This is a genomic window from Paraburkholderia mimosarum LMG 23256 = NBRC 106338, from assembly GCF_000739815.1.
Lineage (GTDB): Bacteria > Pseudomonadota > Gammaproteobacteria > Burkholderiales > Burkholderiaceae > Paraburkholderia > Paraburkholderia mimosarum.
Map to the genome: position 1 here is coordinate 39,038 of NZ_BBJJ01000051.1, position 11,869 is coordinate 50,906.

The window sequence follows — 11,869 nt, forward strand, 5'->3', positions numbered from 1 at the left end:
CGAAGCGGCCTGATTTCTGCAACAACGCCTGGGCAAGAGGACAATGAAGCGTCAAACGATCGCATGCCACCGGATCAAGGTGCTACCGTCGTGACCCGACGCAATTGCGCTGGCGCGACGAGGTTTCTGACCCGATGAAAAAACCAGCGTTGTGAGCCCGGTTAAGGGTAAGCCGGACGATATCGTCGGATATCATGTATCGCATGTACATTTCATACTATCGACACAACTATCCATATTCCGCATTGCAGACATCAATTTTTCTTGCTTGATTTCGCTACAGCAGATTGCTATCGTCGATTGCATAGACATTCAGATGTGACATTTTCTACTGGCGAGCAACACGTTTTCGCCAACGAAATATAGATCTCGACGTGTTCTATCGAGATTCGCGCGTCACTTCCCGCCATCATCGTCTTTCGCCTCGATGCATTGCCATTACAGGAGAAGAATCCTTGAAAACCTGCGTAGCGCATTCAAAAGGCCCATCGCCGACCGTCGATTTACTGTATGACTATGCTCCGTTTTTGGAGCGGGCCTCATCTGCAGGGGCAATTGGAACGCTTTCCTCGAGTATCGAAAATCCACGCGTTGCTATCGTGGGGGCAGGCATCAGCGGCCTTCTGGCTGCTAACGAACTGATGCGAGCAGGTGTACGTGACGTTACTGTGTTTGAAGCCCGCGATCGTATTGGCGGCAGGTTATGGTCACAGGCGTTTGATTCGAAGCACCCACATCTCATCGCCGAAATGGGCGCAATGCGGTTTCCTCCAAGTGCGACCGGTCTTTTTCATTACCTTGATCGGTATGATATTCCCACCACGGCAGCGTTCCCTGATCCTGGAGTCGTTGATACGGAACTGCATTATCGCGGCGTTCGCCATATCTGGCCGGCCGGAGGTCCGCCGCCGCATCTGTTCAGGCGTGTACACGAAGGCTGGAGAGCTCTCTTGCAGGATGGATGCAAAATCAACGGCATATCTCTCGTCGCGCCGGCTGAAATTACGGCTATGTTGAGATCGGAGCGCTTTAGGGAGGCACGCACCGCGTGGCAAACATGGCTGGATTTATTTCGCGATAGTTCGTTCTATGCTGCTATCGTCACCATCTTCACGGGTCCTTGCCCACCTGGAGGTACTCAGTGGGAAAGACCATACGACTTCGAACTGTTTGGATCTCTTGGGATTGGCTCGGGTGGTTTTCTCCCAGTCTTTCAGGCCGGATTCACCGAGATTCTGCGCCTCGTCATTAACGGCTACATGGACGATCAACGCCTCATCTCGTGCGGAATCTCAACGCTGGCTGAGCGCATTGCAGGCGAGAATGTGTCTGGAAGCACTGTCGCCGAACGGATTCGCTTTGACGGCGTCGGCCGCATCTACAAGGAAGGTGCAGAGATCAAGCTCGTGACCGAAAAAGATGAAATTGCGACATTTGACCGGGTGATCGTCACCAGCAACAACAGGGCGATGCAGATGGTTCATTGCTTGACAGATGACGAAACGTTTCTCAGCCGCGACGTATCCAGAGCGGTCAGAGAAACTCATCTAACCGGATCGTCAAAGCTCTTCATGCTCACCCGAGACAAGTTCTGGATAAACAAGAAGCTTCCCGTCACCATCCAGTCTGACAGCTTCGCACGAGGCGTATACTGCCTTGACTACGAACCTCACAACCCAGATGGTAGGGGTGTGGTTTTGCTCAGCTACACTTGGGAGGACGACGCTCACAAGTTGCTGAGTGTTCTAGACAAGAAGGAGCGGTGCGAGTGCTTCGTCGACGACCTGTCGACCTTCCATCCGGAACTTGCGCGTCACCTCGTCCCTGCAGATGAGGACTATGAACGCTGCGTCCTCCACCATGACTGGCTAACCGATCCTCATTCGTGCGGCGCCTTCAAGCTCAATTACCCGGGTGAGGATGTCTATTCGCAGCGACTGTTTTTTCAATTCCAGACGGCAAACGATCCGGCAAGCGATACAGGGCTCTACTTGGCGGGATGCGGCTGTTCTTTCACCGGTGGGTGGATTGAGGGGGCCGTGCAGACAGCGATCAACAGCGCATGCGCCGTTATACGTAGCGCCGGGGGAGATCTTTTGCCAGGCAACCCCCTTGACGAAATACGCAGTGCCTTCTGCTACTAATAGCGCACTCTCAGACCTCCCCATCTGCAAAATTCTATGCATTTCCAAAACACACTTGAATCGCTTTGCGACCTCATAAGGTCAGGAGCCGTTACAGCGGAGGAGATCCGGGATCGCGCACTAAACGCTGAGGCTCATCAGACACGTCTAAACTGTTTCATACGTGCTCGCAGCCCAGAGGCGCACTTCGCGAGAGCCAATGACACTCTGAGAGGCGCGCCACTCTACGGCATTCCTTTTTCTACAAAAGACAATATCTGCGTCAAGGGACTCCCTGTAACCGCCGGGACACCGGGCATGGAAGATTGTATAGCCACACGCGACGCACTTGTGGTCAAAAAGCTCAAATCCCTCGGCGCCGTCGTCGCCGGCAAGAACAACATGCATGAACTGAGCTTTGGAATCACGTCCGTCAATCCCCATTGGGGAACCGTGGGCAATCCCGTAGCTCCGGGCCATTTGGCCGGGGGAAGCAGCGGCGGCTGCGCAGCAGCTGTGGCAGCCGGTATTGTCCCGATGGCGATCGGAACCGACACTGGTGGCTCGGTGAGGATACCCGCGGCCTTTTGCGGCATAACGGGTTTCAGACCAACAAGTGGCCGGTGGTCTTCAGCCGGGATCATTCCGGTTTCACGCACGAAGGACTCACCGGGGCTGCTGACGCGGACAGCCAAAGACGCATTGTTTCTATATGATTTGCTGAGCTCCGATAGCCAAACCCCGTCAAAACAAACAAATAATCGCTGCCGAATCGGTCTTCCAAGCTCTATGTGGAACGACGTGGACGACGATGTTCGGAAGCATTGCTGGCAGGCGATCAGGCGTCTAACTCGCGCAGGCTTTCAGTGCGTCGACCTCGATGACGCCGTTGTTTCCGAATTGAACAAGTTCGGCACTTTTACTATTCCAGTTTACGAATTTTTCACGGACTTTCCACGCGCACTGCTCTCTTTTGGATGGGGAAGCAGGGTTAATGCTGTGTTCGACAACATCCGTGACAAGTGCGTGAGGAGCATCATTCATCAACACCTTGACGGAAATCTGATCTCCGCAAAAGACTATTCCGCCGCAGTACAGAACGTTAACACGCTGCGGCTAGAAATGAATGCGCTGCTCAACGCCAAAGGGATCGATTTTATCGCTTATCCCACTGTCCCGCGCAGCACTCCTCACGTTAGCGATGCACAGCATCCAGGGCTGTTCGCAGAGGCAATACGCAACACCGACCTCGCCAGCAATGTCGCAATGCCCTCCATTACCTTGCCTGTGGCGCCGAACGATGCATTACCCGTGGGATTGAGCCTTGATGCCGCACGCGGCCAAGACCGCCGGCTCCTCTTGATGGCATCCGCTGCGGAGGAGATTCTTGCTTCATAGCGTACGCGACTTTCCGCCGCGCCGGCACTGGACTTCCAAATGCTCACGCACTGCTCGGAGGTAAACAATTCATGCAGATTTCGTTGCAAAGAATAAGTATGCTTTTTGACGCGGGTAGCTTTGTGGACCATGCTCCAGGAGCGGAATCCCACTTCCTCTGCGGCGATGGACTAATCAATTCGGTCAAGTCGTTTCTGGTCATGAATCGCGGACAAGACTGTACGTTCAAGGGATCCGGACAAAGGCGTACCGCCGAGCAAATCATAAGCACAGTGACTCAGGCCAGGGAGCAGCGGGCTCCGTTGCTCTACGTCCAGGATCATCCGGGAGAGGTGTGCAGTTTCGATACAACGAAAGTAATTTCATCGGATATGTCGAGATTGCTTTTGTCTCCAACAGGTATGGGCAGGGTCAGCGCGTCGCTCGCAGAGTTCGCAGAAACCAATCTGCTGATCTCAGCAATACTTGGACCGACGTCAGGCCCGTTGGCTCTTCCGATCATGCTCGCCGATCTGGTGTTGATGACTAAGAAAGGGGCCCTATGTATGGGCCGTCCGGATATGGTGAAGGCGATGCTGGATGAGCAGTCAGATCTGTATTCGCTGGGCGGAACAGAGGTTCACTGCAGGGGCTCGGGGTCAGTTCATCTCGCGTTCGAAGATGAACGCCGCTTATTTGAATGCGTAAGAGATTTTCTACGCTGCCTCGTCAAAGACACGGCGTCGGCCACGCTTGAATATGAGGAACCTGACGCAGTCGATTTTAAAAATCTGATTCCGTCAAATCACCGCACCCCTTACGACATGCATCATTTGCTGCTCTCTTTTGTCGATAAAGGCAGCTTCACTGAAACAAACGCCGAATACGCACGAGAAGCATTGACGGGCTATGCGCGCATCAAGGGACACTTCGCGGCAATCGTAGCAAACAACCCGCGATTCAACAGCGGCGCCATCCACCGAAAATCCGCGGCCAAGATGGCAAAAATGATAAACATTGCTGCAAAGACCAGCATGCCAATTGTCTTCCTTGCCGACATTCCCGGGTTTATGATAGGCAGGGAAGCTGAGAATAGCGGCATATTTTTGGCAGCAGCGGAGTTGTTCAGAGCGCATGTCAGATGCCACGTACCCAAGCTACTGCTCGTCGTCCGAAAAGCCTACACCGGCGGCGTGTATGCGATGAGCGGCCCCGGATTCGATCCAATAGCCGTGCTAGCGTACCCGCAGGCACACATCGGCGTTTTTAGCCCGGACACAATGAACAAAGTGATGTCTGGCGCCGACGACGCTACTAAAGACGCGATGCGAAAGCTAGCGGAGGAGATCCAGAATCCTGATCTGTTGAAGGCTGATGGCCTGATTACAGACGTAATAGGAATGGAAGCAACCAGACAAGAGGTTGTCAGATATTTGTTTCCGACGTGACACGGTCGTCCGACGATGCGCAATCACCCATTCGCTCATCATACCCAGACTGCCGCCGCGTGACTTGGAAGGAGATCGCGAGAGACTCAGGTGCTCACGTGAAGTTTCGCGCCTGCGCCTTACTGCCCTCGCGACGGCCCCTTGGTTTCCCGGATCGTCTGTCGGGGACAACGTGGCGAAGACCGTCGCGCGTGATGCCACCGAATTTTGCTATCAGCCGCGAATATGATGTAGGGTAACATCAGTGCGTCAGCCACGAAAATCAAATCGTTGAATGCCAACTGTCGTTTCTCGTGTCTCCTAAGTGCCCGGATGTCTTTGAGAGACCAAACTCGCCGGTGTGTGTTTCGTGCCACGCCAACCCCACTGTGACGGCAAAAGAAGGACAGTCGACCTCGATTAGATTCCCGTCATGTCCGTCGAAGAGCACGGTCGGTGAACGGTGTAGGCAATCAACTCCTGCGACAAATCAGTTGTGGCTGAATGCCACCAATACTTTCCCCTGGAAGCACAAGCGGCATTTAGAATGCGGATGCCTCCTATCCAAACAATCTATTTTCGCAATGGCGCGGAGCAATGCATACTCAATCCTGCCGTCTAGTCGGCACCGTTACAGTTGAAGTACTACGGTACCGATGTTGCTTGATCTGCTAGGTGCAACCCGCGCACTACCGCGCGCACTTCGAATGGCATGCCGAGCCGGCATTTATCAGACGCGCTGGACCAATAGTTTCGGGCCTGTGAACCGACAGCTGTTACGCGGGTGGCTGACGATTACCGCTTTAACCCCTAAGCTCGCGCATAGAACGCCGATTCGCCGGAGCAAACGAATGCACGTTGCCGATATTGATCAGATGGCCCTGTTCTTCGTGAACTCATTTGAACTCGTTTTGGTCTTCGCTAACGTCTGCGTCGTACTTGAGCTGATCTTCCCGGCCTACCGCTACAGCTTTTCGTCATACATTCGGGGCGTGCGGAACTGGATAATCCGCATTGGTTTTGGTGCATTAATCTGGCACCTTTACGCTATGGGGCTGCAATGGTTAGGGGTGAAACCACTCCTGACTGTCGATTTTGGGGCGTTCCTCGATTCCGGCAACAGGATTGTCGGGGTGTTTATGGCAGTGCTTTCTGGCGTTCTGGTCGCAATTGCCGGCGACTTCTTTTACTACTGGATGCACCGCGCACAGCACGCAATTCCGTTCCTGTGGCGTTTGCATGCGACTCATCACTCGATTCGCGAGTTGACCGCATGGAACTGTAATCATCACATTTCCGAACCGATTGTTTACGCGGTGTTTGTAGCACTGCCACTCGCGCTAATCCACTTCAAGTCCGGTGTCGTGCCCGCGGTTGCCATGACGCTAATTAGCTTCCAGGCGCATCTTTCCCACTCCAGCACCCGTGTGAATCTCGGGCCGCTCCGATACATCATCGGCGATAACCAGTTTCACCGCATTCACCATTCAATGGAGTCGCATCACCGGCACCAAAACTACGGGTTCTTCACTACCATCTGGGACACTGTCTTTCGCACGGCATACTGGCCGGAAAAAGAGGAATGGCCGGAAGTGGGTCTTCGCAACCAACCAGAACCGCATACGGTTCGCGACTACGTTCTGTTCCCGTTTGACCAACGCCGCTGGTTCCGACCGGCTGTCAAAACTGGCAATAGGAAGTGACTGACAGTTCGACAATGTTATCGCTCAATTCGCCGCTAAAAGCCAATGGAGACCAATCCCGACTAACGTCATCCACCCTATAGGAGACAGCAACCTTATGCAGCGAATGCCAATCCTCGCCGGCTGTGCCGCCACAGCTTTGATGGTTTGCAGTACAGAAGCACAGGCCCAGGCTTGGTCTGCAACTTCGCCCGAAGCCTCGTCCTGCTATCCGTCCGATCTCCTTTTTGCTTCTAAGTCCGACGGTAGCTACACGTTCAACAATGACGTCTGGTCGCCCTGCCAAGGTGTCCCTGTCGCCGCAGGCGAGCAGACGATCTGGGCCAACAGCAACCTTGACTGGGGCGTTTCTTCAAATCAACCGGACACCGGCCACATCAAGTCCTATCCACACATCGGATATGCGGTCAACAAGTCCCTCAGTTCGCTTAAGTCGCTGACTGCTGTCGTCTCAGCGATCACCCCTTCTAGCGGCGCGTGGGAATCGACCTTCGATATCTGGGCCGGAAACAAGGCGTACGAAATCATGGTCTGGCTCAACTATACCGGATTCCCTAATGGCTGCGGCAACGTTAAGCCGATTTCCGCGAGCTGGACGTTTTCCGGCTGTGCGATCCCAATTCAGACCAAAGTCCAGCTGTCGGGCGGTTCCTGGAATGTCTACGAGGGTAGCAACGGCAGTAACACGGTCTATTCGTTTCTTCGCACAGAAAAGACCAACCAGACCAAGCTCGACGTGCTGGCGTTCATGAATTACCTTAAGTCGAAAAATTATTTCGATGACGTCGTGCTCGGCGATGTTGAGTACGGCTTCGAAATAACGTCGTCGCCTGGCGGTCTGTCTTTCGCGTCCAAAAACTTCTCCGTCACCGCCGAGTGATATCGGCCGCCTCCCGTCCTCGCGTGGATATTTGTATCCGCTGGTAATGCAGACTCCCAGGAACCGGCCAGCCAGGCTGATCGTCGTTCTCCCAACGGCGAACGTTTGATTGACGTCAAGCGATCCGTGCAGGGGCGCAGGAGCGGGAGCACCCCTTCTGGGCGGAAGCACCTGAACACTGTTCGGGCATCGGCGTCGGTTGCTTAAAAGTGGATTCGATTTGTGAGACCGGTGAACTCGCCGTGGTAAATACCGGTGACCAGTCAACTCGCCAGGTCTTTACGATGAATGATCGCGGACCATGGATTTGCGCCGCGCTGGCCACCAGCACGCTAAGTTCACGCGGAACGATCACCGACGGCGAGAACGCTCGCCTTCGATCGGACCCACGCCCGAGTTTAGGGCTGAGCATCCCTGCGTGTCTCAAGGCAAGCCAGTACTGTCGTGCCAGCCGTATAGAGCACCGGTGTCACGGGACGGTTCCATCGACCACCCGTGAACCAAGCTCGCGCCTGACATGTCGTCGGCCGTATAGCCCGGTGTATCGGTTCCAATGCGCCAAAGCATCGCGCCGCCCTTCAAGGTAAGCCGCTGCGCGGCGACTAAATGCAACAACGCCGATAAAGGTGGCAAAAATCCTTGCCCCTGAGGAGCGAGACATGCAGACGGACCCGAACGAACTGAGCTGCTGGACCCAAGCCCGCGAGTTGGGCTTGGGCGCCGCCCCGGCCGACATGATGCCGACGAAGGCAAGCCGGAGGCCTGAAATGGGCCTCGCGAACCACCACTTTCCCCGATCCCAACATCCCTGAGAGGACTAGATCCCTGATGAAAATCCTACCACTGCAAAAGCGCGTGGCATCCCACGCAATGGCCATCGCCACCACCCTCGTATCCTCGGTCGCCACGGCGCAAACCCCGGGCGTCGTGGAGCCTCGCAATCCCGACCGCGCCGTCCTGCCGGTCATCTCTGGCTCGAAGGTCAGCGTTCCCTTTGGATCATGCAGCGTAGGGGCGGTGTTGGTCCCCAAGAGCTTCTTCCACAGACTGACGCCTTACCAACGTGCCACACGATGGCTCGTGCTTGCCAAGCACTGCGCGCCGATGGACGCGACCATCCACGTGGGTACCGTTGCCATCGGCAATGTCGTGTGGCAGTCGGCTAAATCGGACATCGAGCTTGTGCGGGTATCGCCGAAGCCGAATCCTAGGGCCTTGCAATGCGCCTCCACTCATCACAGCGCAGCATTCTGCAGTCCGGTCCAGACTTATACGCCCCTTGCGAATAACCAGGTCTTCATGCCGAGCGCGGGGCGGGAAGCGCGCCTTGCTGTTACCGGGTGGTCGGAAGCGCCGTATGGACAGTTCTGCACAAGCGGTTGGCGCACCGGCGTGCGCTGCGTGTGGCAAGGCATGTCTGTCGAGGCGGGAGTTTATAAACCGAGTTATGAGCACATCAATGCCGCGCACTCGTCCGAGCTCGAGAGCATTGCAAACGGCGACTCCGGCGGACCGGTCGTCACGTACGAAAGGCAACTGATCGGGATCATCTCCTCCGGCGAGCCTGTCGGCCGCTCCATCGTCTACTACACGCCAATGCAACAGGTGCTGTACGAGCTTTACAGCTACAGCCTCGCCCCGGCCGACCTACCCACCGATGTCGGCGAGGACAATCAGCTATCCCGCAACGGTGAAAACGCCGGTTGGGAACTGGCGCCGACCGACGACGAGTGAGGTGCCCGGTCGCGACCCGCCACCGGATGAAGGCGAGCTAGTCGGCGTTCATGACGCAGGCCTGTGTCGTCAGCATTCCGCGTGGGTAGTGGGAGTAGCTTTTCAGTCAGCAAAGCGCCGCCTCCGTGCGGCGCTTTGCTAGGTGGTTGAGTCGCCCCTGAAAAACCCAGCAGTCCCTTACAGAACAAGGTAAGCCGCTACGCGGCGACTAGAACCGTCGGTATGCGAAGGCCAACGCCGCAGGCAGGCAACCCCGACGTTGGCCGCGAGCGGGGGATGGTAGCGTCGGAGGTGTCGCGAACGGGAGGTACTGATTATCAGAACTGTCAGTCGGATCAAACAGCTGCTGCAGACCGGCGAGGCTTGGTGGCGGTATTTCAAAAAGCATGGGCATGAGATCCGCTCGGCGGTGGTGGACAACGTGGTGCGCCTGCAGGCTTGCGGACTGGAAGTAATGGGCTACGCGAGCCACTGCTGCTCGAACGGAGCCTGCCCGCATCGCAAGAAGGTGTGCTTCAGCTGCAAGAGCCGGTTCTGCCCCACGTGCGGCAATAGGCGACGGACCAATGGATCGCCACGCAAAACGCGAGGCTGCCGCAAACGCGCTGGCAGCACATCACGCTGACGATGCCCTCGGCGCTGTGGGAGGTATTCAGGCTGAACCGCGCGCTGCTGGAGGCGACCAGCCGGCCGGCTGTGCGCGTCATCAAAAAAACGGCGGCCCGCAAAGGCATCCTGCCGGGCATCTTCACGGCGCTGCACACGTTCGGGCGCGACCTGCAATGGAACGTGCATGTCCATCTGAGTATGACCTCCGGGGCTTAACGCCCGACGGCGAGCAGTGGAAGTCGATGTATTTAGTGAAGGTACAGGTCATGCCGATGTGGTGCTACGCAATCATCGATCGATCTGTTGCGGCAGTCGTATGACGCGCTGGTTATGCCGCAGGAGCTGACCGACAAAAGTGGCATGGAGCCGCTGGCTGGATGGTCACTACGGCAAGCCATGGATCGCCCATTTTGCGCCACCGTCGGACAGCCATATCCGTGAACTACCTTGGCCGGTATATCAAACGCCCGCCGCTATCGCAGTCGAGGCTGAAGCATTACGACGGCAGGACGGTGGCGTTCGACTATCTGAACCATCGGGACGGACGGCATCGGGTCGCACAGTTCGAGATGGAAACGTTCATCGACCGGCTCGTGCAGCACATCCCGGAGAAGCACTTCCGTGCTGATCAACTACGTCCTTCCGATGCGTCATAGCGTACACTCCACTTTTCGCGATTGCGAGAAGCCGCCAAACCGACTCCGTGCCTCTGCGGCATCCATGCAGCCCTGATTGACCGGGATTTGCCCATGGCAGGAATGTCTGGGTCCTCTGACGTGCCCCGCCCCCACGGATCCATCAATCAATCTCGGCCGACGACCCGACACCCTACTGGATGCCACGCCGCCCGCTTCCCGGTCTTTAACCGGACCACTCTTAAATCCTTCATTTGATGATTCGTGATAGCTCAGTTGGGGATAAATGGAGGCACCAACGTCCGGGCTCTATTGAATGCCATGCTGCCCGACAGGTCGTCTGGCACCGTAATACCCAAGCTGCTATTTCACTCGCCCCGTAAGCACAAGAAGTGAAAACGTATCGACGTCGACGCTTCGCGTCGCCCCCTTTCGGCAAGCCCCCGGCTCTCAGGCAACCCGGGTGACCGACGCTCAATGCCATACGCGCGCGCCTCGACCTCAACGGCGATCCGTGTGTGCACCTATCAGGTAGCCTCTCGAGCTGAACAGCGCTTTTCTGCCGCCGGAAAGGCGCCTACCCTTGATGACCATGGTTGGCGGTTAGTTGCGATAGTCCTCAGTGACTTCTGGATCCTCCCTGTGGGGCCCGCGTAAAGCGTCATCCGTCGCTTCCGCCACGTACGGCATCCAGCAACTTCCCTGCTCCCGGGACGTTGTACTGATTGCGGGACGAAGTAGCCGATTCTCTTGACCCTTGCGCAAAGCCTTCAACACGGCATTACGACGTTTATCGACCGGCGCCCACAAGAAGCGCTATCGATCCTTGCGTCCGACGTCGGCGGCCGCGCCTGCGAATTCCCTGTTTCTACCGATGGCGCGAAAGGAAGCTGCAGATCTCGCGCTGCGTGCACCGATCGCGCTTGAGTGTCTGCGTCGTGGTGAAGCGGACCGCCCGCTCATCATCTCCTCTCGCACGTAGCCATCATCGCGAGCTTCGTCACCAAAATGCTGCGCTCTCCCGCGCTAGACTGCCTGCAGAATCCTGCACCGCCCTGCGCAAGCCACATGCGCTTGCAACAATTACTCCCCGAACGCAATAAAGCTTGGCCTCTGCGCGGGAGGAATTCATCGCTCAGGTGTAGACGATGAAGCGTTCCGTGATCAGGGACGTGCGTGGGTCAGCGCCAAAGACGATATGAAGCCTGCACGACAACACCCATACGCAGCGATACTCAGTGTGGCGTGATGGTGAAAGCCACGCCAGCCTCGCCCTTCATAATGACCGAGCCCGAACTCCTGCTTCAGGTCCTGATAGTCGCGCTCGATGCGCCAGCGCATTTTGGTCACGAACACAAGCTGCTCGATGGTGGCTTTGTCC

Annotated in this window: 10 protein-coding genes and 1 pseudogene; 9 read left to right on the forward strand and 2 right to left on the reverse strand. The window is 56.4% G+C overall.

From position 1 onward, the window contains the following. Nucleotides 1-455: 455 nt before the first annotated feature. The 5 genes from BMI01S_RS27010 (at nucleotide 456) to BMI01S_RS27030 (ending at nucleotide 7,510) form a co-directional block, all read left to right on the forward strand. Entirely contained in the window at nucleotides 456-2,144 is a 1,689-nt protein-coding gene (locus tag BMI01S_RS27010) for an NAD(P)/FAD-dependent oxidoreductase (RefSeq protein ID WP_028214783.1), read from the forward strand. Between the two features lie 36 nt (nucleotides 2,145-2,180). Beyond that, nucleotides 2,181-3,521: an amidase family protein gene (locus tag BMI01S_RS27015; RefSeq protein WP_028232032.1), complete on the forward strand. Its 1,341-nt coding sequence runs from the start codon at nucleotides 2,181-2,183 to the stop codon at nucleotides 3,519-3,521. A gap of 71 nt (nucleotides 3,522-3,592) precedes the next feature. Next, nucleotides 3,593-4,948, forward strand: coding sequence for a carboxyl transferase domain-containing protein (locus tag BMI01S_RS27020; RefSeq protein WP_028232031.1), 1,356 nt, complete (start codon nucleotides 3,593-3,595; stop codon nucleotides 4,946-4,948). An 830-nt stretch (nucleotides 4,949-5,778) separates the two neighbouring features. Continuing rightward, nucleotides 5,779-6,630 carry a sterol desaturase family protein gene (locus tag BMI01S_RS27025; protein ID WP_028215429.1) on the forward strand — a complete coding sequence of 284 codons (852 nt, stop codon included), beginning with the start codon at nucleotides 5,779-5,781 and terminating at the stop codon, nucleotides 6,628-6,630. 97 nt (nucleotides 6,631-6,727) lie between these two features. Next, a complete protein-coding gene (locus BMI01S_RS27030; RefSeq protein ID WP_028232030.1) occupies nucleotides 6,728-7,510 on the forward strand; it encodes a GH12 family glycosyl hydrolase domain-containing protein in 783 nt (260 codons plus the stop codon). Nucleotides 7,511-7,908: 398 nt separating this feature from the next. On the opposite strand, the gene BMI01S_RS44090 is transcribed toward BMI01S_RS27030, so the two are convergent. Then, nucleotides 7,909-7,983 carry a hypothetical protein gene (locus BMI01S_RS44090; RefSeq protein ID WP_341809846.1) on the reverse strand — a complete coding sequence of 25 codons (75 nt, stop codon included), beginning with the start codon at nucleotides 7,981-7,983 and terminating at the stop codon, nucleotides 7,909-7,911. Between the two features lie 355 nt (nucleotides 7,984-8,338). Here BMI01S_RS44090 and BMI01S_RS27035 point away from each other — a divergent pair, with 355 nt between their 5' ends. From BMI01S_RS27035 to BMI01S_RS27045, 4 genes are all read left to right on the forward strand, one after another. Beyond that, on the forward strand, nucleotides 8,339-9,244 hold the full coding sequence (locus BMI01S_RS27035; RefSeq protein ID WP_028232029.1) for a trypsin-like serine protease: 906 nt from the start codon (nucleotides 8,339-8,341) through the stop codon (nucleotides 9,242-9,244). Between the two features lie 346 nt (nucleotides 9,245-9,590). Beyond that, nucleotides 9,591-9,869, forward strand: coding sequence for a transposase zinc-binding domain-containing protein (locus tag BMI01S_RS44095; RefSeq protein WP_409372323.1), 279 nt, complete (start codon nucleotides 9,591-9,593; stop codon nucleotides 9,867-9,869). Nucleotides 9,870-9,871: 2 nt separating this feature from the next. Continuing rightward, complete coding sequence (locus tag BMI01S_RS38230; RefSeq protein ID WP_028215432.1) at nucleotides 9,872-10,069, forward strand: transposase; 198 nt, start codon at nucleotides 9,872-9,874, stop codon at nucleotides 10,067-10,069. Between the two features lie 221 nt (nucleotides 10,070-10,290). Next, the gene (locus tag BMI01S_RS27045) at nucleotides 10,291-10,509 is read left to right on the forward strand and encodes a transposase (RefSeq protein WP_161635546.1); all 219 of its coding nucleotides are present in this window, start codon (nucleotides 10,291-10,293) and stop codon (nucleotides 10,507-10,509) included. Nucleotides 10,510-11,706: 1,197 nt separating this feature from the next. Here BMI01S_RS27045 and BMI01S_RS27050 read toward each other — a convergent pair. Continuing rightward, nucleotides 11,707-11,869: pseudogene (locus tag BMI01S_RS27050) on the reverse strand (transposase); the annotation flags it as partial.

Coding starts and splice junctions, on each gene's coding strand:
- BMI01S_RS27030 (WP_028232030.1), top strand. CDS start 6,728: ATGCAGCGAATGCCAATCCTCGCCGGCTGTGCCGCCACAGCTTTGATG.
- BMI01S_RS27020 (WP_028232031.1), top strand. CDS start 3,593: ATGCAGATTTCGTTGCAAAGAATAAGTATGCTTTTTGACGCGGGTAGC.
- BMI01S_RS38230 (WP_028215432.1), top strand. CDS start 9,872: ATGCCCTCGGCGCTGTGGGAGGTATTCAGGCTGAACCGCGCGCTGCTG.
- BMI01S_RS27025 (WP_028215429.1), top strand. CDS start 5,779: ATGCACGTTGCCGATATTGATCAGATGGCCCTGTTCTTCGTGAACTCA.
- BMI01S_RS27035 (WP_028232029.1), top strand. CDS start 8,339: ATGAAAATCCTACCACTGCAAAAGCGCGTGGCATCCCACGCAATGGCC.
- BMI01S_RS27015 (WP_028232032.1), top strand. CDS start 2,181: ATGCATTTCCAAAACACACTTGAATCGCTTTGCGACCTCATAAGGTCA.